This window comes from Falsiphaeobacter marinintestinus, from assembly GCF_007923355.1.
GTDB classification, from domain to species: domain Bacteria; phylum Pseudomonadota; class Alphaproteobacteria; order Rhodobacterales; family Rhodobacteraceae; genus Phaeobacter_A; species Phaeobacter_A marinintestinus.
On the sequence record NZ_VOGO01000002.1, the window covers coordinates 66870 to 91919 of the forward strand.

Genomic DNA, 25050 nt, shown 5'->3' on the forward strand with positions numbered 1-25050 from the left:
GCGCCGTGACCTTACATCAAAACCGCCCGGATCCCGTCGCGCAACGTCGTGGCGGTGTCGTGAACCGCAGGCAGGTAATCCGAGTCATAAACCCCCAGGGCCGCCTCGACATGCTGAAGCGCCGCGCTCAGATGGGGGCGCGGATCGGGGTTGGCGTCATGCATCGCAATTGCCTGTTCCGCAATTGCCATGTTTTCCTGGGTCATCGCCCAGCCGACAGCATTGTCATCCCGCGTCCGCACCGACAGCGCGGCACGATAGGCCTCAACCGCCTGTTCCAGCACCGCCACACCATCGGCGCCTTCCGTCTGGGTGCCTTGCTCCTGCAACGCCGCGCCCAGATTGTTCTGCGCCATCGCCCATTCGGTCGGGTGATCGGCGCGGGTGTAAACTTCCAGCGCCGCGCGATAGGCGTCCACCGCCTCGGCCAGCAACGCCGCGCCTTCCGGGTCCTCGGTGCGCTCGCCCTGGTCCGACAACGCCGTGCCCAGATTGTTCTGCGCCATCGCCCATTCCACCGGGTAATCGGCTTGCGTATAAACCGACAACGCCGCGCGATAGGCCACGACAGCCTCCCCGATCAGCTCGGTTCCCGGCGCGCCATCCAGCCGCCCGCCCTGATCCGACAGCACCACGGCCAGCGCGTTCTGCCCCGCCGCCCACAGCCAGCTGTTCAGGTCCTTCAGATCATCCGTCAGCACCATCCGCAGCATCGCTTTTGATCGCGTCAGCCCGTCGCCGCCAAACCGCAACCCGTGATCCCACAGAATATCCACGTATCTAAAGATCTTGCGCCGCGCCGGTTCCTGCGGATCTACGCTTGAAAAGCTCTCCGCCGCGCTCGACAACAGCGACTGCGCCTGACGGACCTTGCCCTGCAACAACGCAATCGCGGCCTGCCGTTCCATCAGCTTGGCAGTGATCTCCAGCGTCTCGACGCTCGCATCCGCCGCGCCTTCGCGCGCCTCCACCAGCAACCCCTTGGCCGCCTCAAAGTCACCGCACTCCAACGCCGTCTCGATCGCCGCATGCACCGCATCGATCCGCGCCGACACCCCGGCCAGATCCGCCACCCGCCGCCGTAGACTGCGATACGCCTGCGCCTTCAGCGTCAGGAACGACCGCAACTCGTTTTCGCTCTGATCATGCGCCCGCTCCGCGCCAAAATGAAACGCCAGCAGGTCCAGCTCGTCCCGGTCCAGCGCCGGGATCTGGTTCAATTGCGTCACCAGCCGGAAATTGCGGATCTCGGCCATCTCGGCCTCACTGATCTCCAGCACCGCACACAGTTTCTGAACCGTCTCGGGGTCGGGCAGCACCAGCGCGTTTTCGATCTTCGCAAGATGACGCCGCCGTTTGGGGTCGCCAAACACGTCTTCCGCCAGATTGATCGATAAAAGTTTCTTTTCGCCACGCTTTCGTTTCACCAAAGCGCCAAAAGCCACGTGATCTAACACCTGTCGATCCCCCACTCGTTACTACACACATCCGGCGAAAAACACTCCGCCGGCCGTCAAAGCCTGTTCCAACGGCCGGTCCAAAGCAGCGTCACAGGACCGGGTGTCACAGGTATACTGTCATCCCGATGCTCGCAGAAAACGGTGAATTTGCGGCGAATTACGTCAGAATTGGGAAAATACATTCCAAAAACAGGGGTCGAACCGGCCCTGCGCCACGGAACGTAACGTCACGAGTCTACGCCTCGCCGCCCGCGTCCCCCGACGCCGACCCACCATGCCCGTCCAACGCCGCCTGAATCCACTCGCGCAACGCCAAGGCCTTGTCGTGATTATACGGCATGTGCACGGGGTCAAAGACCTCCAGCGCGGCCTCTACATGACCCAACGCCGCCCGCAATTGCGGTTCAGGGTCTTCACAACTGTCATGCTGCGCAATCCCTTGTTCGGCAATCGCAAGGTTAAACTGCGTCATCGCCCATTGCACCGGATGCGCTGCGCGGGTGTACACGGTCAGCGCATCGCGATAGGCGTCAATGGCCTGTCCCAACAAAGCTGCCCCCTCTGCACCACCTGTGCGGATGCCTTGCGCCTGAAGCGCGACGGCGAGGTTGTTCTGCGTCCCCGCCCAGTGCACCGGATGCTCTGCGCGGGTGCGCACGGTGAGCGCATCGCGATAGGCCTCAACGGCCTGTCCCAACAAAACCGCCCCCTCTGCACCGCCTGTGCGGGTACCTTGCGCCTCAAGCGCGCCGCCAAGGTTGTTCTGCGTCATCGCCCAGTCCACCGGATGCTCTGCGCGGGTGTAAACGGTCAGCGCGGCGCGATAGGCCTCAACAGCCTGTCCCAACAAAACCGCCCCCGCTGCACCACCCGTGCGGGTGCCTTGATTCCTGAGCGCGATGGCGAGGTTGTTCTGCGTCATCGCCCAGTCCACCGGATGCTCTGCGCGGGTGTAAACGGTCAGCGCTGCGTTATAGGCGTCAACGGCCTGTCCCAACAAAACCGCCCCCTCTGCACCGCCCGTGCGGATGCCTTGCTGCACAAGCGCGTTGGCGAGGTTGTTCTGCGTCATCGCCCAGTCCACCGGATGCTCAGCGCGGGTGTACACGGTGAGCGCATCGCGATAGGCGTCAACGGCCTGTCCCAACAACGCCACCCCTTCTGCCCCACCCGTGCGGATACCTTGCTCTTGAAGCGCGGCGGCGAGGGTATTTTGCCCGGCGGCCCACAGCCACCCATCTGCGGACAGCAGGTCGTCTGTCAAAATCGGGCGCACCAACGCCTCTGCCCGCGCCAACCCGTCGCCCCCGTAACGCAAGCCGTGCTTCCACAGAATTTCAAAGTATCTCAAAATCTTTCGCCGCGCCGGGTCCAGTGGATCAATCCCGGCAAAACTGTCGGCAGCGGCCTTGAATAGGACATAGGCCTGCTCGGCATCGCCTTGCAGCAAGGCAATATCTGCCTGACGCTCCATCAAAGTCGCATTGATTTCCAACGGTTCGCGAATCTGATCTTGGATGATTTCCCGCGCGTCCTGTAAAAGCGATTTGGCCCCGTCGAAATCGCCGTTATCAAGCGCACCCTCCGCCGTCCCGCGCACATTATCGATTCGCGCTGAAAGACCTTTCAGCTCTGCAATCTGGCCGCGCAGCTTTCGATACTCCTGCGCTTTTGACGTCAGAAACTCCCGTAACTGACCATCACTTTGATCATGCGGGGTTTCCGCCCCAAATCGCGAGGCCAGCAATTCCAGATCATCGCGGCTTAGCGTCGGGATCTGATCCAGTTGGGCAGCCGGGCGAAAGCTGCGGATCGGGGCCATCTCGGCTTCAGATATGCCCAGCACCTTGCACAATTTCTGAATGGTCGCTTCCTGCGGCTCAACCTTGGCGTTTTCAATTCGGGAGATATCGGCCTTTCGCGACGAATCGCCAAACACATCTTCTGCCAATGTCTGTTGCGTCAGGCGTTTTTGACCGCGCTTTCGCTTTACCAATGCGCCAAAGGCCACGCGGTCCAACAACTTTCCACAACCTTTCGCAATTCGCCACAACCGGAATGCTGCAACAATTGCACAACGCAATTGCCCCGCCAAGTCGCCAGATTGATCTCATCAATTGAGGCCGAAGCAGACCTTCGGTGGGGCCCCACTCAGTTTAACGGAAAGGACTTCCGATGAAAGAGTGGATTACAAAACAGATCAGCATCCTCTGGTCGCACAAGACAATCTATGCCGGGCTTGCCGGTGCCTATGGCGCATCGTGCCTTGGGCTCGACAAGGAACTGGTCAATCAGATCGTCACGGCGCTGTATGTGGCCATGGTTTTGAAGGCCGGTCACTGACCGTGATCTTTCCGGACTGACCGGGGATCGCAGGAAACAGCGCAGACCCCGGATCAGCTCCGGGGTCTGCGCTGTTTTCAGAGTGTACAAAACGGACAAACCCCCTCTCAGGGTCTGTACAAAACGGTCAAATCACTGTGCCAGCTTCTGCGCGACCAGTTGATTGACCGCCTTGGGATTGGCCTTGCCACCCGTCGCTTTCATCACCTGCCCAACGAACCATCCAGCCAGCTTGGGATTGACCTTGGCCTTCTCAACCTGCGCCGGATTATCAGCGATGATCTGGTCCAAAGCGGCCTCGATCGCGCCCGTATCCGTGACCTGCTTCATTCCACGTTCTTCAACGATTACAGCAGGATCACCGCCTTCATTAAACACGATTTCAAACAGGTCCTTGGCGATTTTGCCCGAGATCGTCTCGGCCGAAATCAGCTCGATAATCCCACCCAGCTGCGCCGGTGACACCGGGCTGTCGGTGATATCAAGGTCGTCTTTCTTCAGCCGCCCAAACAGCTCATTGATCACCCAGTTCGCCGCCAGTTTCCCATCGCGCCCTTCCGCAACGGACTCAAAATATTCCGCACTTTCAGCCTCGGCTGTCAGCACCGATGCATCATAATCAGACAGAGAGAAGTCATTGATAAAGCGTGATTTTTTCTCATCCGGAAGCTCAGGCAAGCTGGCCTGAATGTCATCCACCCAGCCCTGTTCGATCTCCAGCGGCATCAGATCGGGGTCGGGGAAATAGCGATAATCATGCGCTTCTTCCTTGGACCGCATCGACCGCGTTTCGTTCTTGTCCGGATCATACAGGCGGGTTTCCTGATCGACTTTTCCACCCGCTTCGACAATCGCAATCTGGCGCCGCGCCTCGATTTCAATCGCCGCCTGAATGAACCGCATCGAGTTCATGTTCTTGATTTCGCACCGCGTGCCCAGATGCGAAAAGTCCTGTGTTTCCTGATACTTCTCGTACGCTCCTGGCAGGCAGATCGACACGTTCACATCTGCGCGCATGTTGCCGTTCTGCATGTTGCCATCGCACGTCCCAAGATACCTGAGGATCTGCCGCAGCTTGGTCACGTAAGCCGCAGCTTCTTCCGGTCCGCGAATGTCAGGCCGCGACACGATCTCCATCAGCGCCACACCAGTCCGGTTGAGGTCAACAAAGGACATGTGCGGATCCATGTCGTGAATGGATTTTCCGGCATCCTGCTCCAAGTGGATGCGTTCGATCCGCACCTGACGTGCGGTTCCGTCGCCCAGTTCCACCAGCACTTCGCCTTCGCCCACGATGGGGTGGTACAGCTGCGAAATCTGATAGCCCTGCGGCAGGTCGGGATAGAAATAGTTCTTGCGATCAAAGGCACTTACAAGGTTGATGTCGGCCTTCAGGCCCAACCCGGTGCGCACCGCTTGTTCGACGCAATACTCGTTGATCACGGGCAACATGCCGGGCATGGCAGCGTCCACAAACGAGACGTTGGAGTTCGGTTCGGCTCCGAATGCAGTCGAGGCGCCCGAAAACAGTTTCGCGTTCGAACTGACCTGCGCGTGGACCTCTAAGCCGATCACCAGTTCCCAATCGTGCTTGGCTCCGGCGATGATTTTGGGTTTTGGCATGTCGTAAGTCAGGTCAAGCATGGGCGTGCCTTCTTGTATATCTGGATCCCGAGCGTTCTAGGCGCGGTGGCGCGGCTGGGCAAGAGGCAATGAAATGCAGTCGGGCCCTGAGGGCGTCAATTGGTTTGATTATGCAGGCCCGACCTGTGGGCCATCCGGTGTGAAGGTCACGCGCAACCCGCGATCAATATCGTCCCGGAACTGTTCAGCGATGGCCATCAGCCCGTGCGACCTGCCGCGCGCGGCGAACCGGCTGGGGGACATGATGCGGGCATTGTTGTCAAAGCCTTCCGAAGCGTGCGCCCAGATCAGCGGATGCAGCTCGGTCAGGTGGTCGCGGATCAACCATGACGCACAGTCGGCAATCTGAAAGCGGGCGAGATCTGAATTGATATCAAGGCCTTCCTGGGATCTGAGCGTTACGGCACAGAACGCGGCAAGCAGATTGACGGTTTCCTGATCGGGGCGTGCTTTTACGATATCGCGCAGTCCTTCGATGAAGAACTCGGTGTCGATCACTTCACAGACGCGTTCATCCTGTGCCATGGCATCAAAACAGACCCATGTGTATCCTCCGGCCCCCCAGATATCTTGCGTGCGGGCAGCGGTGCGGCGGGCTTCCAGATCAAGGGCGCCATAAGTCCCGAACCATTGCGGCAGCATGTGGTTGCCAAGGGCGCGCATCGGGCGGTGATTTTCAGGGTCGAGGTCGATCAGATCCTCATAGTCATCGGCCAGACGCGGCAACGGATCGCGGCTTCCTGCAAGAAGCGCGCAGCGTGTGCTGGCAATTAGTGGGCTGTTCAATTCGATACCGCAGAAGGGGTTCAGAATTTCGAAAGCGCGGTCGAAATGGGCAACGCAGCGGTCGCGGTTCAGTTGCGGAAGTACGCTGTTCTGACCACTGCCGCGCCATGTCCAACCTATGTCGACATGTGTCATTGCGACAATGGCGGTGATATACGGGTCATCTGAAAACTCACTGCGGATCTGTTCCAACGCAGCGATGCCGTCGACCAGCGGGGTGTCATTGGCGGGGCGTTCTTCGAACAGTGCATGCTCGGCAGCCTGAACCACGTCCGCCCGGGCTCCGTAGGCCATCAGATCAGCGATCGGCATACCGGCAGGGGTTTTCTGACGGTCGGCGTCAGCACTCATGATTTCGCCTGACAAGTCTTCCCACCGGTCCTGACGCGCCAGGAACTGACCACGGGCAAAGGCGGCGCGGGCTGCGGCGCCGTCGCTGCTGAGATCGCGGATCGGGATGTCCAGTAAGCTCAGGTCTGGTAGTGTGCTGCGCTGCGGTTTCGGGGCAGGCAGCGCCAGCACGGCTGCAGGTCGCTGAACGAAAGCCCGCCGGAAACTGGCAAGTTTCGGGAAAAGGGTACTCAAGGATCGGTTTATCATCGAAAGACCCGGCTACTGGTAAAATCATGTGCAGTCATCATTGCCTGCGTATTGGGCCTAAAGATGGCTTTCCCGAGAAGAATACCAAAGACAAATTGGGCAAATTAGCAGCAATCCGCCAAAGTCTGGCCGACGTTGTCGCCAATCCCGGTCTGGTGGCTGCATTGTTCTCAAATCACCAGGTAATAAGGGCGGATCACTGCTTAGAACACGCGGAAGTGGTGTCGTTCGACCCTGATTCCGCGGTCCTGGAACGCCTGCTCCAAAGACAGATGTGGCGGCATGCAGGGCTGCGGCAGGCGTTGTTTGGTTTTGTTGCTCAGAATGGCCGTGGCACGCACCGAGAAATCCCAACGGGTGTCGAACCGCATGTGGTCGATGTCAGCAAGGTTCAGGCTGCCGTGACGCCTGCCATTGGCCCAGTCCAATGTCGTTGCGCCCAAGGTCAGCGTGGACACGGGGTTGGTATAGAGGTCGAACAACGCCGGAAGTGTCGGCAGGATCAGCAGCGCGATGACCCAGAATGCGGCGTCATAGACATAGACCAGCACCGTCAGCACGGCATAAATCGCGATCAAAGCGAACTGGAGGCCCGGCGTGCGGGCCTCGCGCTGAAACGTCAGGGGGGCAACCACTATCGTCCGCCTGTCACATCCAGAGTTGTGCCGGTGACGTAAGATGCGTCATCGGACAGCAGGAACAGGATGGCGCGCGCCACTTCTTCGGGGCTGCCGGTGCGCTGGATCGGGACGTTGTGCGCCAGCCGCGCGGCGCGATCCGGATCGCCGCCCTTAGCATGGATTTCGGTATCGATCAGGCCGGGGCGCAGGGAACAGACGCGGATGTTGTCGGCCGCAACCTCGTCGCTCAGCCCCTTGGTAAAGGTATCGACAGCGGCCTTGGACGCGGCGTAGTCGACGTATTGATTGGCGGACCCAAGCCGGGCCGCAGCGGACGAGATGTTGACGATGGCACCGCCATCACCCTGAGCCTGCATCCGTAGCACGGCTTCTTTTGCGACCAGCATCGCGCCGATCACATTGACATCGAACATGCGCCGCAACCGGTCGTGGGTCAGGTCGGTTACCTTGGCCGCCTGATCTACAATGCCCGCGTTGTTCACCAAGGCATCAAGCCGTCCGAACTCGGCATCGATCTGGGCGTACATCGCCGCGATCTGGTCGGGGTCGGCAACATCCGCCTGCAGGATCAGCGTCCGCGCACCAGCCGCTTCGCAGTCTACCGCAACGGCCTGCATGCCTTTTGTGTCGCTGCGGTAATTCAGGGCCAGATCATAACCGCGTTTGGCCGCAAGCCGTGCTGTTGCCGCGCCGATACCAGCGCTGGCGCCGGTGATGAGAAGAGTTTTTCTGTCTGTCATGCGGGCAGGCTATCGCAGTGTTGCCCGCATGGAAAGGCCGGTTCAGACGTGCCAACATGGTGCGGGGCGGGGCCCCCATTTGCCGAAGGCGCGTCACCCTTATTGATGGGTTTGCCCGAAAGCCCGCCGTTGTACCTGTTGCGACAGGGCGTGGCTTTCGGGACTGGCATATGGCTATCAAACGACTTGGTTATGCTCCGCGAATCCGTGTTATCATTTCTGCAACGTCCCGGGACAGGTCCGGCGTGTCGGCAATCCGGTCCAGCTGGACCTTGATCAGCGCCTGACGGTCGGCATCGTATCGCCGCCAGGTTTGGAACGCCGAACACATGCGCGCCGTGGTTTGCGGGTTCACCGGGTTGAGCTTGATCAACCAGTCCGCCAGCAGGGCATAGCCCGACCCATCCGCATTATGAAAACCGGCGTGGTTCATCGACAGGGCACCAAACACCGCGCGGAACCGGTTCGGGTTCTTCCAGTTGAAATCGGCATGTTCCGTCAGCCTCCGGGCTGTCTCAACAGCCGCGTCGGGGCTGGCTTGGGTGATCTGCAACATGAACCATTTGTCGATCACCAGCCGGTCATCCTGCCACTGATCATAGAACGCCGCCAGTTGATCGGCGCCTTTGCCTGCACTCAGCAAGCAGGCCAGCGCCGACAGTTGCTGGGTCATGTTGTCGGCCTGACCATATTGCGCTGCCGCCTGCGCCCCGCCATCCTGCCGCGACATCAGCGCCAAAGCCCCACCGGACAAAGCGCGCTTGCCGGATTGCTCGGCATCCGGGCGGTATTCTCCGTCGATCTGCATATCGGCATAAATCCGCGGCAGGGTGTCTTGCGCGGTCTGGGCCATGGCCTGTTTCATCGTTTCGATCGCCTGCCAGATCGCCATCGGGTCAGGCGTGATGCCGCGCTCATGCAGCGCCCCGGCCAGTTCGGACTGACCCGGCAAGCCCAGCATCAACGCGCGATAGGCCGGATCCAAACCGTCATCGCGCAGAACGGCAAGAATGCCATCCAGATAGGCGGCATCTGGTGCGGCGTCTTCGGTTGCCATGGCGATCAGGGTCTCGCTGGCAAGGCTGCGGCCCGCTTCCCAGCGGTTGAACGGGTCGGTGTCATGCGCCAGCAGGAACGCGCGTTCTGCGGCTTGGGTCGATCGTTCAAGGATTACAGGGGCTGAAAACCCGCGCAGGATCGATGCAACCGGTTTGCTGGGCAGGTTTTCAAAGGTGAACGACTGCGTGGCCTCGGTCATCTCGAGCACCTGTGTCGGCACAACTTCGTCGCCGTTCTGACCCAACAACCCGACGGCAACAGGGATCACCTGAGGCGCTTTGTCGGGCTGGCCCGGAGTGGATGGTGTCGATTGCGTAAAGGTCAGCGTATAGGTGCCATCGGCAAAGGACTCTTCGACCGCCAACCGGGGCGTGCCCGATTGCGAATACCAGCGCTTGAACTGCGTCAGGTCGCGCCCGGTGACATCCTGAAACACAGCGAGCCAGTCTTCGATGGTGCAGGCCTGACCGTCATGGCGCGCGAAATACAGCTCCAGCGCTTCGGCATAGGCAGCATCGCCGACCAGACGTTTCAGCATGCCGATCACCTCGGCGCCTTTCTCATAGACGGTCGCGGTGTAGAAGTTGTTGATTTCCTGAAAGCTTTCGGGTCGCACTGGATGCGACAAAGGCCCATTGTCTTCCGGAAACTGACGCCCGCGCAAATCGATCACGTCCTGTATGCGCTTGACGGGTTCTGAGCGCACGTCCGACGTGAACTGGGCATCGCGGAAAACGGTCAGCCCCTCTTTCAGGCACAACTGAAACCAGTCGCGGCAGGTGATGCGGTTGCCTGTCCAGTTGTGGAAATACTCGTGCGCAATGATCGCTTCGATCCGCTGGAAATTGACATCGGTCGAGGTTTCGGGGCTGGCAAGAACCGCAGAGGAGTTGAAGATGTTCAGCCCCTTGTTTTCCATCGCGCCCATATTGAAGTCATCGACAGCAACGATGTTGAACGTGTTCAGATCGTATTCGCGCCCATAGACCTCTTCGTCCCATGACATCGACTTCTTGAGCGCTTCCATCCCGAAGGCACATTTGTTTTCGTCGCCGGGGCGCACCCAGATGTTCAGGCTGACATCAGTGCCGGAACTTGTGGTGAACTGATCCGGGTGGGCCACCAAATCGCCTGCGACCAGAGCGAACAGATATGCGGGCTTTGGCCAGGGGTCGGACCATTCGGCAAAACCCTCACCGACGGTGCCCGGATTGCCATTGGACAGCATCACCGGAAGATCGCTTTCGATCCGCACGTCGAAGGTGGCCATCACATCGGGGCGGTCCGGGTAGTAGGTGATCTTGCGAAAGCCTTCGGGCTCACACTGGGTGCAGTACATGCCGTTGGACATGTACAGCCCTTCCAGCGCTGTGTTGGCCTGCGGATTGATCTCGACCTCGGCCTCCCACACGAAGGGGGCATCGGGCACATCGGCTTCGATCCCGTCATCGACCGCGCGCAGGTCGACGGGGTTGCCGTCGATGGTGGCCGAAATCAGCTTCAGGTTTTCCCCATAGAGGAAAAACCGGTTATCGCTTGCGTCCGGGTTGGGGCGAAACGCGATGCGGCTCAGGACACGGGTGGCGGTGGGATCAAGGCGAAAGGTCAGTTCGACCGCGTCGATCATATAGCCAAAGGGTGTGTAGTCTTTCAGATAGATCGTCTTCGGTGCAGCGTCGCGCATGGCATGTCCTTGAAGCTTTGAACCGGTGTTGATGCGGACCGTAGAGGTCGCGCGCGAAGGCTGCAAGGGACCGGATTTTGCAGCATCGCTTGCATGGATTTCGCGCCTTCTGCCAAAGGTTCGGACAATCTTGAAAGTGCGCCTTGGAGAATTGGTAAACCTTTTTGACCACCGTGTTGCCTATCGGAAACTTTTGTTCTAATCAGGGCGAGATTGGTTGCCGTTCTAGGCAGGGGTAGTTCGAAGAGGAGGCCGCGATGACGGATCGGGTGGAAAAGCAAGGGTTGCAGGTGGCGACCGAGCTGGTGGATTTCATCGAAACGCAGGCTTTGCCGGGAACAGGCGTGTCAGCGGATGATTTCTGGGCCGGCCTGGCGCAGATGACAACGGAACTAGGGCCAAAGAACCGCGCGTTTCTGGCCGCTCGCGCAGACATCCAGAGCCGGGTCGATGCCTGGCATATGGCGCGTCAAGGGCAGGACCATGATGCGGCGGCCTATGAAGCCTTCCTGCGCGAGATCGGGTATCTTGTGCCGGAAGATGCGGATTTTGAGATTGAGACAACAGGTGTTGATCCCGAGATCGCCCATGTGCCCGGTCCTCAGCTTGTTGTGCCGATCACCAATGCGCGTTTTGCGCTGAACGCTGCGAATGCGCGGTGGGGATCGCTGTATGATGCGCTTTACGGAACGGACGCGCTGGGTGATTTGCCAGCGGGGGGCGGATATGATTCGGCGCGGGGCGCGCGGGTTGTGGCCTGGGCCAAGGCCCATCTGGACAAAGCGGTGCCTCTGAACGGGGCCAGCTGGACGGACGTAAATGGTCTTCAAGTGGATGCGGACGGGCCTGTATTTTCGACGACGTCGGGGGCTGTGCGGTTGGCTGATCCGGCGCAGTATGCCGGGCACCGTGGCGACATCGACGAACTTTTGTTTGTTTGCAATGGCCTGCATCTGCGCGTCATCCTTGACGCAAGCCATGCGATCGGCAAGGACGACCCGGCCCATATCGCGGATGTGGTTCTGGAATCCGCCATGTCGACCATCATGGATTGCGAAGACAGCGTCGCGGCTGTCGATGCCGAAGACAAGGTGCTGGCCTATACCAACTGGCTGGGCCTGATGCGCGGCGATCTGAAGGAAAGCGTGTCCAAGGGCGGCAAGACCTTTGACCGGGTGCTGGCCGATGATCTGACGTTTACCGCTCCGGATGGCAGTGCGCTGACGCTGAAGGGTCGGTCGCTGATGTTGGTGCGCAATGTCGGCCATCTGATGACCAACCCGGCTGTATTGGACGCCGAGGGGCTTGAAATTGGCGAAGGGCTGCTGGATGCGCTCTGCACCGCGATGATCGCAATGCATGATCTGCAGCGGGATGGTGGCAATTCCCTGCATGGCTCGGTCTATGTTGTGAAACCAAAGATGCACGGCCCCGAAGAAGTCGCCTTTGCGGTTGAGATATTCGATATGGTCGAAGACATCCTTGGTCTCCCACGCAACACCGTGAAACTGGGCATCATGGACGAAGAACGTCGCACCAGTGTGAACCTGAAAGAATGCATCCGCTCCGCCAAAGACCGGGTTGCATTTATCAACACCGGCTTTCTGGACCGCACCGGGGATGAAATCCATACCTCGATGGAGGCCGGGCCGATGCTGCCCAAAGGTGAAATGAAATCGACGCCGTGGATCACGTCTTATGAGGATCGCAATGTCGATATCGGACTGGCCTGCGGGTTGCAGGGCAAGGCGCAGATTGGCAAGGGCATGTGGGCCATGCCGGATCTGATGGCGAATATGCTGGAGGCCAAGATTGGTCATCCGCAAGCGGGGGCGAACTGTGCCTGGGTTCCGTCACCGACGGCCGCAACACTGCACGCGACGCATTATCATGAGGTTGACGTGTTTGCCCGGCAGAATGAGATCAAGGCCGGCGGCGCGCGTGGGTCGCTGGGTGATCTGCTGACCATCCCGGTCATGGTCGGGCGCAATCTGAGCGACGATGAAATCGCGCAGGAGATTGAGAACAACGCCCAAGGCATCCTTGGGTATGTCGTGCGCTGGGTCGATCAGGGCGTTGGCTGTTCGAAAGTGCCGGACATTCACGATGTCGGGCTGATGGAAGACCGCGCGACCTGCCGGATCTCGTCCCAGGCGCTGGCCAATTGGCTGCACCATGGTGTGGTTGATGACGGTCAGGTGATGACAGCGATGCGAAAAATGGCGGCTGTGGTCGATCGTCAGAATGACGGCGATGCGTCCTATGTGCCAATGGCGCCGGGGTTCGACGGCGTGGCGTTTCAGGCGGCCAGTGATCTGGTGTTCAAAGGTCGCGTGCAGCCGTCGGGATATACGGAACCAGTGCTGCACGCCCGGCGTCTGGAATGGAAAGCAACACATCAAGGGTAAAGGGGAGGGGGCTGTCTGCCCCCTCTTGCGCCTGAGGCGCAATTCACCCCCGAGAGTATTTTGAAAGAGAAGAAAGGGACTAGGATGGCAATTTCACTGGAACAGGCACGCACCACCGTGCGCGAAGCATTGGCCCATGGCGTCGCGCAGGACATGAAGCCGCTGTCGGTGGTCGTTCTGGATGCGGGGGGGCACGTGAAAGCCTTTGAGCGGTCAGACGGGGCGTCGCCGGGGCGGTTTCAGATTGCATTCGGCAAGGCTTATGGATCGGTCATGCTGGGCATGGCGGGCGGGGCGCAGATGGCGCGGGCCGAATCTCAGCACTATTTCATGACGGCTATGAACGGGCTTTTTGACGGCAAGGTCGTTCCTGTACCGGGGGGCGTTCTGGTGCGCGATGAAGACGGAGCAGTGATCGGGGCTGTCGGGGTGACCGGGGACTCGTCGGACAATGATGCCAATGCTGCATTGGCGGGGTTGGCGGCCGCAGGATTGACCGGCGAAGCCTGACGCAAACGCCTGCTGTTTGTGCAATCGGGCACACGCAGCTGCGCCGTGACGCAGGGGATGGGTGTTGCGGCGGCGGGCCTGTCCCTATATTTTGTGTGAAACAACGCAAAAGAAGAGCGGTTCATGACGCGCCCCATCGTCGGCATCATCGGAAATTCCCATCTGATCAACGACAGCTATCCGACCCATGCGGGCGGCACTATGAATACCGAGGCGGTGTCGGAGGTCTCGAACTGCCTGCCGCTGCTGATCCCGGCGGATCCGCGCTATGTCGGTGTCGATGAGTTGTTGGAGACATGTGACGGGTTCGTGCTGACGGGCGGTCGCCCGAATGTGCATCCCGAAGAATATGGTGAAGCGGAAACCGATGCGCATGGGACCTTTGACCGGGCGCGGGACGCGATCACGTTGCCGTTGGTGCGCCAATGCGTCGACCGGGGGCAGCCGTTTCTTGGCATCTGCCGCGGGTTTCAGGAGGTCAATGTGGCCATGGGCGGAACGCTGTATCCCGAGATCCGGGATCTGCCGGGCCGTCTGAACCACAGAATGCCGCCTGAGGGCACCCTGGAAGAGAAGTTTGCGCTGCGCCACAAGGTGACGTTTTCGCAAAGCGGCGTGTTTCACACGCTGATGGGCGCGCAAGAGGTGATGACCAACACCTTGCATGGGCAGGGCATCAAGACTGCGGGCGCGCGGGTTGTGATTGATGGCTATGCGCCCGATGGCACGCCCGAGGCGATTTTCATTAAGGATGCGCCAGGCTTTACCTTGTCGGTGCAGTGGCATCCGGAATGGGATGCGGCGAATGACCCGGTCTCGCGCCCACTGTTTGCAGCCTTTGGCGCGGCTGTGCTGCAATGGTCTTTGGCCCGCCAAGGCGCGCCGCTTCAAAAAACCGCGTAACGGTAAGACAGGATTATGCCGCCAGCACCTGGGCCTCGTGGGGTTTCAGGCAAAGCCGCGCGGTGTCTCCGAAGGCGGCGCTGTGGCTGCGAAGGTCTGGAAACACCGAAAACATCTGTTCGCGGGATTGGCGGGTCAGGGCGCTGAGGGCATTGTCGCCGGGAAAAAAGCTCTCGGTTGGGGCACCGTTGGCATAGATGACCTCGTGACGGTCAAACATCAGATGCATGTAAGTTACGGTTTGACTGGGCACGCGGGACACTGCGGGGTGGTCCAGAAGATGTCGGGCTGCAACCAGCACCTCGGACTCACCGAACATCATCTGGGCGCGATACCCACTCCATAACATCCGGTGCTGAGGTGACACGAGTACCGGGGCATCGGCATCCTGCAGCAGCGATGGGTCGAGCGAGATCGGCGCGAAACGTCCGATACCAGAAACCGTGCGCTGCCCGATCCAGCGCAGTGGCTGAAGCCCGTTGTCGCGTGTCACGATCAGATCGCCGACCTGCAGTGTTTCAATCAGGCGCGCACCGTGGGCCGTCGAAATATACGTGCCTGGGGTGAAACAGATGATGTTTTCGATATTGGTGAAGCTGACCAGCGTGCCGTCCAGCAGCTCAACCGTACCTTCCTTTTCGTCCGGCGTATCCACCGTCAGGTTCAGCGTGCTGTAGTCAACAACATCGCCCAACGCCAGCGTGTCCCCCAGCGTTTCGCCGCCTTCGTTGCCGGTGATGAAAATCGCGTCGGTGCCGGCCTCGGCCAGATCGGTCAGGATAAAGGTGTCATCGCCTGCGCCGCCATAGGCGGAATCGCCCTGCGCCACGTAAAGCGTGTCATCGTCGTCTTGGCCATACATCTCGTCGGCCCCGACATTGCCGATCAGGATGTCGTCGCCGCCCCCGCCGTACAGTTCGTCATCGCCTTCTTCGCCATCAATCGTGTCGTTGCCATCCTGTGCCGCCACTGTGTCAAAGAAGATATCGGACACCCAGATTGCCTGAGTGCCGCCGAGCCCGTTGGCATAAGAAATCACGATTTCTTGCACCGGGCCGTCGATTTCGACAAGGATCGACCCTGCCGCATCCAGTTCGCTTTCGGATGAGTTGCCCGCGGTGACAGTGTTGCCTGAAACGGTGTCGGTATTCGCGCCATTGGGCGACACGGTAAAGGTTACGTCAACCGGGTCGCCGTTGGCATCGGTTGCTGTGACCGAGACCAGATCAAGGTGATTGCCGCTGGCAAAGTCCACATCGTTGATGCGGAACATGACGTTTTCAACCTCGTCTTCGACATCGGCGCCTGTCGCGGCTGCAAATTCGATGGTGGTCGTCGATGTGGCCCCGCCGCCGTTTCCAAAGAGATACAATGCGGAGTATTCGGTTTGCGATTCACCAGTGCCCACATAGGTTTGTGACTCGGTGCGCAGTTCAAAGTCGGGATTGTTGTTGCCGTCGTTGGTGAAGCTGACACTGACATCGATGTCGCCGGTGTTTTGGTCGACTCCGGCGCTCAGGTCTGCACCGTCGGTTCCGGCGGCAAACCAGTTAAAGCTTTCGGTTGAACTGGCCTGGCCATCGCCCAGCAATATGTCGTTGCCGGTGCCGCCATAAATCTCATCGTTGCCGGATCCGCCTTCGACTGTGTCATCGCCAAGACCGGAATAGATCTCGTCATCGCCCTTCTTGCCGAACACATCATCGCCGAAACCGCCCGGACCGGTGCCTTCACCGCTATCGACCGAGTCGCCGTTATTGTCGACATAGGTGTCATCAATCAGGTCGTCGTTGTTGGTGCCCTGTACCTTGTTCAAGGGGGAATATTCCGGGGCAGTGACCACTTCGGCCGAGATGATGGCCGTGACCGGGCCCAGATCCGGAACGAAATAGATATTGCCGTCGGTCGCAAGAAAATATTCGCCGGGTTCGGTTTCGTTGTAATAGTCTGTGGTGAAATAGTTTCCGGTCCAGGCCCATTCACCCGATCCCAGCGCTTGATCGGTCGTGAACGCTGTATATGCGCCGCCAATGCTAAGCTCTTGTGTCAGATCGCCATCGACGCCCGGCGTGACCAGATACCCTGTAGGCATAAAACTCTTCCTCGGTTCCGGCGGGATTTTGAACCCACCGATCTTCGTGGGGTTTGCCCCCTTGAGGAAAAGGTTAACGGATCATCGCGGTCAGAATGAGGAACGATAAGGTCCCAATAATGGCAAATTTGGAAACAATGGTCACAAATGAACAAGAGTGTTCGGCCCGCAATGCCTGCGGGCCGAAACGGTGATCAGACCAAGAGGTCGAAGTCATGCATCAGGGGCAGGCTGCGGGCGCGCTTGCCGGTCAGATCAAAGATCGCGTTGCCAAGGGCTGGCATGGACGGCGGTGTGCCGGGTTCGCCGACACCGGTGATATGCGTCTGGTTTTCCAGAATCGCGACCTCGGTGACAGGCGTGTTGTGGATCCTGAGCGCGTCATAATCCGGGAAGTTCTGCTGTTCGACCGCGCCGTCAGCAAAAGTGATCTCGCCAAAGCAGGCCGCAGACAGGCCATAGACCATGCCTCCGATCATCTGGGCCTCGATGGTACCGGGATCCAGCGCGATGCCAGGGTCACAGGCGATCCACGCCCGTGTCATGGCGATCTCGCCATCGCGGTCTTCGACCTCGATCACTGTCGCGGTGGGCGTGCCGAAGCTATAGCAGAACCCGACGCCGCGCCCGATGCCGTCCGGGGTTTTGCCGGTCCAGCCAGACATGTCCCGCACAGCTTCCAGAACCTTGGCCGAGGGCATGTGTTCGTCCTGCATCAGCTCTAGCCGGAACTCCAGCGGGTCACGTCCAGCAGCATGGGCCAGTTCATCCATGAACGTGTCGTGGAAGAACCCGTTGAAGGATGCACCGACTGACCGCCAGAAGCCGACCGGCACGGTCAGATCCGCCAGATGCCCGGCAATCCGGTAATTCGGGATCGCATAGGGCTGGTTGAACGCGCCATCGACATGGGCTTTGTCAGGGCCACCCGGGGCAAATCCCATCCAGCGGTTCAATGCCTGCTGCGCACAGGACTGACCCGATACAGCGCCATCCAGAAGAACCGCCTTGCCGTCTTTGACGCCACCGCGGAACCGGGCAATCGCGCCGGGGCGGTAGAAGTCATGTGTCATGTCCTCTTCGCGGCTCCAGGTCACCTGAACAGGCGTCCCTTTCATCGCGATTGCAACCTTGGTGGCGTAGGCCGAGAAATCCAGTTCGCCGCGACGACCAAATCCTCCGCCCATCAACGGCGTGTGCACGGTGACGGCTTCTTGGTCCAATCCGGCCACGTCGGCGCAGGTTTTTTGCGTGAACACCGGAGCCTGGTTACCGCTCCAGAGTTCCAGCGCATCACCGGTGTACACCGCTGTTGCGTTCATCGGTTCCATCGTTGCGTGGGCCAGATAGGGCAGGCGGTATTCGGCGGTCACTTCGGTGGCGCCATCGGGCAGCGTGTCTGCATCGCCCTCATCGCGCATGGTCGAGTTCGGTTTGTCCGAAAACGCGGCCTCGATCTTGGAAAAGATGCCGTCCGTGTCGGCGGGATAGCTGGCTGCTTCCCACTCAATCTCAACGGCGTCAGCCGCCTGCATGGCAAGCCAGGTGTTGCGGGCGATCACAGCAATGCCGTCACCCAGATCAACAATCGCCTCGACGCCAGCCATGTCCTTGGCCGCGCTGTCATCATAGCTGACCATACCGGAACGACCCGGGTTGACCTTGATCGTCGCGAATTTCATCCCCGGCATGCGGGTATCGATGGCGAATTCTGCGGTACCGGTGGATTTGCCGACCATATCGATGCGGGGTTGCGTATTGCCCAAGAGTTTCCAGTCAGAACTGGGGCGCAGCTTGACCTTGGGCGGGTCGATGTCTGCCGCTTCAGCTGCAAGTTCGGCATAGGTAAGGGCGGTGCCGTCGGGTGCCAGAACCTGACCGTTTTCTGTCTTAAGCTGCCGTGCGTCCAAACCCAGACGTTCGGCAGCGGCCAGTTTCAGCGTCTCACGGGCCGAGGCGCCCGCCTCGCGCATGCGGGTGAACCCATCACGCATCGAGGTCGATCCGCCGGTCACCTGCATATCCATCAGCTTGCCAGCCATGCCCAGAGACTCGGCAAGGCTGTGCATGAATTCAGATTGGTCATAGCCTTTGCCGGGCAATGCCTCGCCCAGCATGGCTGTGTTGTAATAGGCCTTGGCTGGTGGGCCGTGCAAAACCCGGACATCGTCAAGGTTCACGTCCAGTTCTTCGGCGATCAAGGCGGCCCATGTGGTGCTGACGCCTTGTCCCATTTCGGCGCGCGGCGCGATCAGGGTCACGCCTTGCGGGTCAATGAAAACGAATGGGTTCAGAGCGGCCTCACCAGCGTCCGCCGTCAGCGGGTTGGGGGCGGTCTTGCGGATCGAGTAAACCCCGAAGGCCACGCCACCAACAATGGCGGCCGAGCCGATCAGGAATGTACGTCGGGCGATTTTACCTGCTCGGGACATCTTTATGCCTCCTGCATTTGTTTTGCGGCGGTATGAATGGCGGCCCGGATCCGGGGATAGGTGCCACAGCGGCACAGATTGCCCTGCATGGCATCATCGATGTCCTGATCGTTGGGCTCAGGATTTTCAGCCAGAAGGGCTGCGGCCTGCATGATCTGACCAGACTGGCAATAACCACACTGCGCGACCTGATGATCGACCCAGGCTTGTTGGATTGCGGCCATGGCTGCGGGGGTTCCGACGCCTTCGATCGTTGTGATGTCGCCGTCAACATCCGACAAAGAGACCTGGCAACTTCGTACGGCTTCGCCGCCAATATGTACGGTGCAGGCACCACAGGCCGCCACGCCACACCCGAATTTGGTGCCGGTCATGTTCAGTTCGTCTCGCAGGACCCAAAGCAAGGGGACGTCATCGGGCAAGTCCACCTGATGGGCTTTGCCGTTTACGGTTAGGGTGGTTGGCATGGGGGCTCTCCCTGAATCTCCGACGCATCTGACAAAATTAGCATATTGTGTCAGTATGTCAATTGACATTATTGGCCTGAAACGTCAGAACGCTAGTATGGAGCCAATAAGCGATGATCCCAAACAGAACGCGATCCTGACATCCGCCTGGGATGCCTTTGCAAATTATGGTTTTCGCAAGACCTCGATGGATGACATAGCCCGCGGGGCCGGAATGTCGCGGCCTGCGCTGTATCTGTATTACAAGAACAAAGAAGACATCTTTCGCTCACTCTCCCAGTTTCACTATGATCTGGCCGCGTCCAATGTGGCCGAAGCGTTGGGCGGGCAGGGGCCGGTCGAGGATGTTCTGGCGGCTGCATTCATGGCCCAATACGACAAAATCGTCGAAGCAATGATGTCGTCGCCGCATGGGGCCGAACTGATGGATACCGGGTTCAAGGCATGTGCGGATATCGCGGAAATTGGCGAAAACCGGTTCGCCGTTCTGTATGGTGAATGGCTGGAAAGCGCGGCACAGACCGGGCGGGTCCGCCTGCTTGGGGATGCCATGCAGATGGCTTTGACCATGACGGGCGCCCTGAAGGGGCTGAAGATGACAGCGCCGGATTATCCCGAATTCCAAGCAAGGGTCAGGATGCTGGCGCGTCTGATTGCGCGCGGATTAAGCATAGGCTGATCATTCGTCGCACCTTGACGGGCAGAAATGCAGGCCAAATGTCTGGTTCGATTTGACATTCATCTGCTAGTTTATGGGGAAATCCCGTATTGAGTGGAGAGTGACTTGATTATTCATTCTGTTGCCGAAATCCTCGGCCAGCGAAAGCTTCCCCAAACCACGCCCACGTCGACTGTCCGCGAGGCCTGCCATGTTATGGACGCCTTTGACGTCGGATCGGTGGCTGTTCTGGAAGACGGCGCACTCGTCGGAATCCTGTGCGAGCGGGACGTCATCCGCAAATGTGTTTGCGGATCGCTGCACACGGCAGACACCATGGTGAAAGACATCATGACCCACGACCCTGCTGTCGTGACCCTGAACGCCGGGGTGGCCGAAGCCTTGCGGATCATGATGGACGGTGAATTCCGCCATTTGCCGGTTGTGGACGGCGCGGAAACCGTCGGGATGCTGTCGATCCGCGATGTGCCGACAGAATACCGGATGATGCTTGAACGCTACGAGGAATTTGTGGCCGGAAAGGCGTCGGATTAGTCGTCAGATCGACCGGACAGGCAGCGCGGCGCCTGTCCAACCCGAAACAATCGCTACATCTGACCACCGGCGATTTCGATGGCCTGACCGTTTACACTTCCTGATCCCGGACCGACAAGCCACAGCGCAGCCGCAGCGATTTCTTCCGGAGCAATCAAACGCTTGTGGCGGTTTACGTTGACCATCGACGCTCTCGCCTCTTCTTCGCTGATGCCAGCCCGTTTTGAAATGTTGTCAGTATTGCGGGTCACGATCGGTGTATCGACAAAAGCTGGGCACAATGCGTTGAAGGTAAAGTTCTGGCCAAGGTAGTCTTCGGACAGCGACCGGGTCAGACCGATGACGCCGTGTTTTGTGGCTGAGTAACAGGCTCCGCTTGGCATGCCTTTGACACCCGCAATCGAAGAAATCGTGATGACCCGGCCCCAATCCGTCTGGGTCATGGATTTCATGCTTTCCCGCAGTGTCAGGAACACGCCGTCCAGATTGGTGGCGACCATGTTGCGCCAGAACTCCATCGACATTTTGTGAAACGCCTTGCCCTCGGCGATCCCTGCGTTGGCGACGCAAATCTGGATCGGTCCACGTGCGGCAACGGCGGCTTCGACCTTGGCAACCACGTCGTCTTCGTCGCGCACATCCATGGCCATTCCGAACAGGCCTTTCCCGGCGACGTCGTCCAGCACCTCTTGCCGGCGGCCGGTGATGGTGACCTGCGCGCCCTCGGCGGCCAGCGCACGGGCGATGGCCAGCCCGATTCCAGTACCACCGCCAGTGACCAAAGCGTGTTTTCCATTCAGTGACATGTTCAAATCCTCCCTCATTTCGGACACCCTATCGGTTGGCCGCGCCGTGACAAGACGCGCCGTTTCGTCACTTTACTTACCCATTCACACATGTGAATTTGTTGCCGAATTCAGGGAGAGACTCATGAAACGCATTTTGATCGCTTTCACCCTTGCTGGTATTGGGGCCGGGGCCGCCACCGCAAGCGAAGACATTGCCGACCAGTACCCCCAGTCCGAGCTGTACTCAAAACCGGTCGAAGTCATTCCGCATGTGTTTTCGGCAATTGGGGCCACCGCGCCGCCGACCTATGAGAATTCGGGCCATAACAACAACCTCAGCTTCATCGTGACGGATGAGGGCGTGATCGTGGTCAACGCAGGTGCGTCCAGCCGGTTGGCGGCGGCCCTGCATGATGAGATCAAGGCGGTGACCGATCAGCCCGTGGTTTTGGTCATCAACGAGAACGGACAGGGCCATGCGATGCTCGGGAACGGATACTGGCGCGATCAGGGTGTCGATGTTCTGGCCCATGTCGACGCTATTGCCGAGACCACCGAAAACGGCGATTTCATATTTCAGGGGATGCAGCGGTATAACCGTGACAAAGCCGAAGGCAGTCGGGTCGAACATGCCAACCTCAGCTTTGAAGACCAGTATGAGGTCACTTTAGGCGGGGTGGACATTAAGGTGCTGCATCTGGGACCGGCCCACGATCCGGGCGATATTCAGGTCTGGATCCCGGAGTGGGAGATCATGATCGCAGGCGATATCGCGTTTCACGAACGGATGCTGCCGATCTTTGACTACACCTGCACAAGTTGCTGGATCGAAACCTGGGAAACCGCGCTGGAGCCTCTGGCACCGACCTATGTGATCCCCGGTCATGGGCACCCAACGAATCTGGCGCAGGTGCGCCGCTATACGCTTGATTATCTGGTTGACCTTAGGGAAAAGATCGGTGCCCATATCGATGAGGGCGGCGATCTGGCTGGTTCTTACTATGTCGATCAGGACCGGTGGCGGAACCTTGATACGTTTGATGAGCTGGCCACCAAGAACGCCGGTCGGGTGTTTGCCGAAATGGAGTGGGAATGACCGCAGCATGGAAACCTGAACTATGAAATGGATCGATCTCCCGCCTGTCTGGCTGATCGGCTTTATCATAGCGGCGTGGCTGCAAGTGACATATTTCCCCATGGGTCTCAGCTTTGGCGGCTACTGGGCTGATTTTGCTGGCGGATTACTGGTTGGGGGCGGTGTGGTTCTGATGCTGCTGGCGGTCTATGAGCTCAATCGCAACCGCACCACGGTCGTTCCGCACAAGACGCCAAGCGCGCTTGTGCAAAGCGGCATCTTCAGCCGCACGCGAAACCCGATCTACCTTGGGGACGGTCTGGTTCTCGCCGGGCTGATTCTCAGGTTCGACGCGGTGCTGGCGCTGCCGTTGATTCCGATCTTCGTATACGTGATCGAGAAACGGTTCATCCTGTCCGAAGAAGACAGAATGAGGCGCAAATACCGCATGGACTTTGCCCGCTATGAAAGCAAGGTGCGCCGATGGGTGTAGCGGGCAATCAATAGAACGTGGCGTCCTACTTATGCTGCACTTGCGAAATTTTCTTGCGCAGGGTAGGTCCAGAATTTGCAAACTGTACCGAGGTTCGTCCTGTTCCGGGGCGGTAAAGGGGGACATAAAGGGTGAAAATAGGCACACCGAAAGAGATTTTTGACGGCGAAGCGCGAGTCGCGATGACGCCGGATTCAGCCAAGCAACTGCAAAAGCTGGGGTATGACTGCGCCATCGAAAGTGGTGCGGGCGCGGCGGCCGGGTTCTCGGATGACGCATATGCCGATGCTGGCGTGGAAATCATCAAGACACCGGCGGCTTTGTGGAAATCGGTCGACATCGTCGCCAAAGTCCGCCAGCCGACAGACACCGAGCTGAAGCGCATGACCGGTGGCAAGACGTTGATTTCCTTCTTCAATCCTGCGGGGAACGAAGAAGGCATGGAACTGGCCAAATCCAAGGGCGCGAATGTGATCGCCATGGAAATGGTGCCGCGTATCAGCCGTGCCCAAAAGATGGATGCGCTGTCGTCGATGGCCAACATCGCCGGGTATCGCGCCGTGATCGAGGCGGGCAACAACTTTGGCCGCTTCTTTACCGGTCAGATCACCGCCGCTGGCAAAGTGCCCCCGGCCAAGGTTCTGGTTGTTGGTGCTGGTGTTGCCGGTCTGGCCGCCATCGGGACCTCGACCTCGCTGGGTGCGATCACTCTGGCGTTCGACGTGCGGCCCGAAGTGGCTGAACAGGTCGAATCGATGGGTGCCGAGTTCGTTTACCTCGACTTCGAAGAAGATCAGCAGGATGGCGCGGCCACCGGTGGTTATGCTGCGGTGTCCAGCCCTGAGTTCCGCGAGGCCCAGCTGGCCAAGTTCCGCGAACTGGCGCCCGAGGTCGATATCGTCATCACCACGGCGCTGATCCCGAACCGCGAAGCGCCCGAGCTGTGGACCGAAGACATGGTCGCCGCGATGAAGCCGGGCTCGGTCATCGTTGACCTTGCAGCGGAAAAGGGCGGCAACTGCAAGCTGACCGTCCCGGATGAGAAGATCGTGACCGACAATGGCGTGACCATCATCGGCTATACCGACTTCCCCAGCCGTATGGCGTCGCAGGCCTCGACACTCTATGCGACCAACATTCGCCACATGATGACCGACCTGACTCCCGAAAAGGACGGTCAGATCAATCATGACATGGAAGATGACGTGATCCGCGGCGCGACCGTGACATTCAATCACGAAATCACCTTCCCGCCGCCGCCGCCAAAAATCAAAGCCATCGCCGCGCAACCGAAGGAAAAGCCAAAAGAGCTGACCCCGGAAGAAAAACGCGCGCTGGAAACGGCGGCGTTCAAGGCGCAAACCAAACAGCAGGTGACTTTGCTGGCTGTTGGCGGCGCGTTGCTGCTGGCCGTCGGTCTGGTGGCTCCGGCCAGCTTCATGCAGCACTTCATCGTGTTCGTTCTGGCCGTGTTCGTCGGGTTCCAGGTGATCTGGAACGTGTCGCACAGCTTGCACACGCCGCTGATGGCCGTGACCAACGCAATCTCGTCGATCATCATTCTGGGGGCCCTGATGCAGATTGGATCAGGCTCGTGGCTGGTGGTTCTCCTTGCCGCGCTTTCGGTCTTTATGGCCGGGATCAACATCTTCGGCGGCTTCCTCGTGACACGGCGCATGCTCGCCATGTTCCAGAAATCGTAAGGAGTAGGG

At 59.4% G+C, this 25050-nt stretch carries 20 protein-coding genes; 9 read left to right on the forward strand and 11 right to left on the reverse strand.

Annotation, left to right across the window (positions count from 1 at the left end):
- Positions 1 to 11: 11 nt before the first annotated feature.
- Together FOY56_RS04600 and FOY56_RS04605 are read right to left on the reverse strand one after the other, a co-directional pair.
- A complete protein-coding gene (locus FOY56_RS04600) occupies positions 12 to 1457 on the reverse strand; it encodes a tetratricopeptide repeat protein (RefSeq protein ID WP_146344651.1) in 1446 nt (481 codons plus the stop codon).
- Positions 1458 to 1695: 238 nt separating this feature from the next.
- Positions 1696 to 3483, reverse strand: a complete 1788-nt coding sequence (locus FOY56_RS04605; RefSeq protein ID WP_186766237.1) for a helix-turn-helix domain-containing protein — start codon at positions 3481 to 3483, stop codon at positions 1696 to 1698.
- Between the two features lie 152 nt (positions 3484 to 3635).
- Here FOY56_RS04605 and FOY56_RS23475 point away from each other — a divergent pair, with 152 nt between their 5' ends.
- Positions 3636 to 3803, forward strand: a complete 168-nt coding sequence (locus tag FOY56_RS23475; RefSeq protein WP_186766238.1) for a hypothetical protein — start codon at positions 3636 to 3638, stop codon at positions 3801 to 3803.
- 132 nt (positions 3804 to 3935) lie between these two features.
- Here FOY56_RS23475 and gatB read toward each other — a convergent pair whose 3' ends face one another.
- The 5 genes from gatB to pepN all read right to left on the reverse strand — a co-directional run bounded on the left by gatB (position 3936) and on the right by pepN (position 10957).
- On the reverse strand, positions 3936 to 5447 hold the full coding sequence (gene gatB / locus FOY56_RS04610) for an Asp-tRNA(Asn)/Glu-tRNA(Gln) amidotransferase subunit GatB (protein ID WP_146344653.1): 1512 nt from the start codon (positions 5445 to 5447) through the stop codon (positions 3936 to 3938).
- A 108-nt stretch (positions 5448 to 5555) separates the two neighbouring features.
- A complete protein-coding gene (locus tag FOY56_RS04615) occupies positions 5556 to 6818 on the reverse strand; it encodes a hypothetical protein (protein ID WP_146344654.1) in 1263 nt (420 codons plus the stop codon).
- A 218-nt stretch (positions 6819 to 7036) separates the two neighbouring features.
- On the reverse strand, positions 7037 to 7468 hold the full coding sequence (locus FOY56_RS04620; protein WP_146344655.1) for a hypothetical protein: 432 nt from the start codon (positions 7466 to 7468) through the stop codon (positions 7037 to 7039).
- On the reverse strand, positions 7468 to 8214 hold the full coding sequence (locus FOY56_RS04625) for an SDR family oxidoreductase (protein ID WP_146344656.1): 747 nt from the start codon (positions 8212 to 8214) through the stop codon (positions 7468 to 7470). The genes FOY56_RS04620 and FOY56_RS04625 overlap by 1 nt, the downstream gene beginning before the upstream one ends.
- Positions 8215 to 8404: 190 nt before the next feature.
- Positions 8405 to 10957 carry an aminopeptidase N gene (gene pepN / locus FOY56_RS04630; protein WP_146344657.1) on the reverse strand — a complete coding sequence of 851 codons (2553 nt, stop codon included), beginning with the start codon at positions 10955 to 10957 and terminating at the stop codon, positions 8405 to 8407.
- Between the two features lie 257 nt (positions 10958 to 11214).
- On the opposite strand from pepN, the gene FOY56_RS04635 reads away from it, so the two are divergent.
- From FOY56_RS04635 to FOY56_RS04645, 3 genes are all read left to right on the forward strand, one after another.
- Entirely contained in the window at positions 11215 to 13365 is a 2151-nt protein-coding gene (locus FOY56_RS04635; RefSeq protein ID WP_146344658.1) for a malate synthase G, read from the forward strand.
- 84 nt (positions 13366 to 13449) lie between these two features.
- Complete coding sequence (locus FOY56_RS04640; RefSeq protein ID WP_146344659.1) at positions 13450 to 13875, forward strand: GlcG/HbpS family heme-binding protein; 426 nt, start codon at positions 13450 to 13452, stop codon at positions 13873 to 13875.
- Between the two features lie 123 nt (positions 13876 to 13998).
- On the forward strand, positions 13999 to 14778 hold the full coding sequence (locus FOY56_RS04645; RefSeq protein ID WP_146344660.1) for a gamma-glutamyl-gamma-aminobutyrate hydrolase family protein: 780 nt from the start codon (positions 13999 to 14001) through the stop codon (positions 14776 to 14778).
- A 13-nt stretch (positions 14779 to 14791) separates the two neighbouring features.
- Here FOY56_RS04645 and FOY56_RS04650 read toward each other — a convergent pair whose 3' ends face one another.
- The 3 genes from FOY56_RS04650 to FOY56_RS04660 form a co-directional block, all read right to left on the reverse strand.
- Positions 14792 to 16870, reverse strand: coding sequence for a Hint domain-containing protein (locus FOY56_RS04650; protein WP_146344661.1), 2079 nt, complete (start codon positions 16868 to 16870; stop codon positions 14792 to 14794).
- Positions 16871 to 17064: 194 nt separating this feature from the next.
- On the reverse strand, positions 17065 to 19302 hold the full coding sequence (locus FOY56_RS04655; RefSeq protein ID WP_146344662.1) for a xanthine dehydrogenase family protein molybdopterin-binding subunit: 2238 nt from the start codon (positions 19300 to 19302) through the stop codon (positions 17065 to 17067).
- A 2-nt stretch (positions 19303 to 19304) separates the two neighbouring features.
- The gene (locus tag FOY56_RS04660) at positions 19305 to 19769 is read right to left on the reverse strand and encodes a (2Fe-2S)-binding protein (RefSeq protein ID WP_146344663.1); all 465 of its coding nucleotides are present in this window, start codon (positions 19767 to 19769) and stop codon (positions 19305 to 19307) included.
- A gap of 55 nt (positions 19770 to 19824) precedes the next feature.
- On the opposite strand from FOY56_RS04660, the gene FOY56_RS04665 reads away from it, so the two are divergent.
- Together FOY56_RS04665 and FOY56_RS04670 are read left to right on the forward strand one after the other, a co-directional pair.
- Positions 19825 to 20448: a TetR/AcrR family transcriptional regulator gene (locus tag FOY56_RS04665; RefSeq protein ID WP_246139416.1), complete on the forward strand. Its 624-nt coding sequence runs from the start codon at positions 19825 to 19827 to the stop codon at positions 20446 to 20448.
- A gap of 105 nt (positions 20449 to 20553) precedes the next feature.
- Positions 20554 to 20982: a CBS domain-containing protein gene (locus FOY56_RS04670; protein ID WP_186766239.1), complete on the forward strand. Its 429-nt coding sequence runs from the start codon at positions 20554 to 20556 to the stop codon at positions 20980 to 20982.
- Between the two features lie 53 nt (positions 20983 to 21035).
- Here FOY56_RS04670 and FOY56_RS04675 read toward each other — a convergent pair whose 3' ends face one another.
- Complete coding sequence (locus FOY56_RS04675; RefSeq protein WP_146344665.1) at positions 21036 to 21788, reverse strand: SDR family NAD(P)-dependent oxidoreductase; 753 nt, start codon at positions 21786 to 21788, stop codon at positions 21036 to 21038.
- Between the two features lie 124 nt (positions 21789 to 21912).
- Here FOY56_RS04675 and FOY56_RS04680 point away from each other — a divergent pair, with 124 nt between their 5' ends.
- From FOY56_RS04680 to FOY56_RS04690, 3 genes are all read left to right on the forward strand, one after another.
- Entirely contained in the window at positions 21913 to 22866 is a 954-nt protein-coding gene (locus tag FOY56_RS04680) for an MBL fold metallo-hydrolase (protein ID WP_146344666.1), read from the forward strand.
- A gap of 22 nt (positions 22867 to 22888) precedes the next feature.
- A complete protein-coding gene (locus FOY56_RS04685) occupies positions 22889 to 23338 on the forward strand; it encodes a methyltransferase family protein (protein WP_146344667.1) in 450 nt (149 codons plus the stop codon).
- Between the two features lie 131 nt (positions 23339 to 23469).
- Complete coding sequence (locus tag FOY56_RS04690; RefSeq protein WP_146344668.1) at positions 23470 to 25041, forward strand: Re/Si-specific NAD(P)(+) transhydrogenase subunit alpha; 1572 nt, start codon at positions 23470 to 23472, stop codon at positions 25039 to 25041.
- Positions 25042 to 25050: the final 9 nt, after the last annotated feature.

Excerpts from the sequence above, each read along its gene's own strand:
- FOY56_RS04675 (WP_146344665.1), bottom strand. The coding sequence starts at position 21,788 with ATGTCACTGAATGGAAAACACGCTTTGGTCACTGGCGGTGGTACTGGA.
- FOY56_RS04660 (WP_146344663.1), bottom strand. The coding sequence starts at position 19,769 with ATGCCAACCACCCTAACCGTAAACGGCAAAGCCCATCAGGTGGACTTG.
- FOY56_RS04665 (WP_246139416.1), top strand. The coding sequence starts at position 19,825 with ATGTCAATTGACATTATTGGCCTGAAACGTCAGAACGCTAGTATGGAG.
- FOY56_RS04640 (WP_146344659.1), top strand. The coding sequence starts at position 13,450 with ATGGCAATTTCACTGGAACAGGCACGCACCACCGTGCGCGAAGCATTG.
- FOY56_RS04650 (WP_146344661.1), bottom strand. The coding sequence starts at position 16,870 with ATGCCTACAGGGTATCTGGTCACGCCGGGCGTCGATGGCGATCTGACA.
- FOY56_RS04645 (WP_146344660.1), top strand. The coding sequence starts at position 13,999 with ATGACGCGCCCCATCGTCGGCATCATCGGAAATTCCCATCTGATCAAC.
- FOY56_RS23475 (WP_186766238.1), top strand. The coding sequence starts at position 3,636 with ATGAAAGAGTGGATTACAAAACAGATCAGCATCCTCTGGTCGCACAAG.
- pepN (WP_146344657.1), bottom strand. The coding sequence starts at position 10,957 with ATGCGCGACGCTGCACCGAAGACGATCTATCTGAAAGACTACACACCC.
- FOY56_RS04635 (WP_146344658.1), top strand. The coding sequence starts at position 11,215 with ATGACGGATCGGGTGGAAAAGCAAGGGTTGCAGGTGGCGACCGAGCTG.
- FOY56_RS04625 (WP_146344656.1), bottom strand. The coding sequence starts at position 8,214 with ATGACAGACAGAAAAACTCTTCTCATCACCGGCGCCAGCGCTGGTATC.
- gatB (WP_146344653.1), bottom strand. The coding sequence starts at position 5,447 with ATGCTTGACCTGACTTACGACATGCCAAAACCCAAAATCATCGCCGGA.
- FOY56_RS04655 (WP_146344662.1), bottom strand. The coding sequence starts at position 19,302 with ATGTCCCGAGCAGGTAAAATCGCCCGACGTACATTCCTGATCGGCTCG.
- FOY56_RS04685 (WP_146344667.1), top strand. The coding sequence starts at position 22,889 with ATGAAATGGATCGATCTCCCGCCTGTCTGGCTGATCGGCTTTATCATA.
- FOY56_RS04680 (WP_146344666.1), top strand. The coding sequence starts at position 21,913 with ATGAAACGCATTTTGATCGCTTTCACCCTTGCTGGTATTGGGGCCGGG.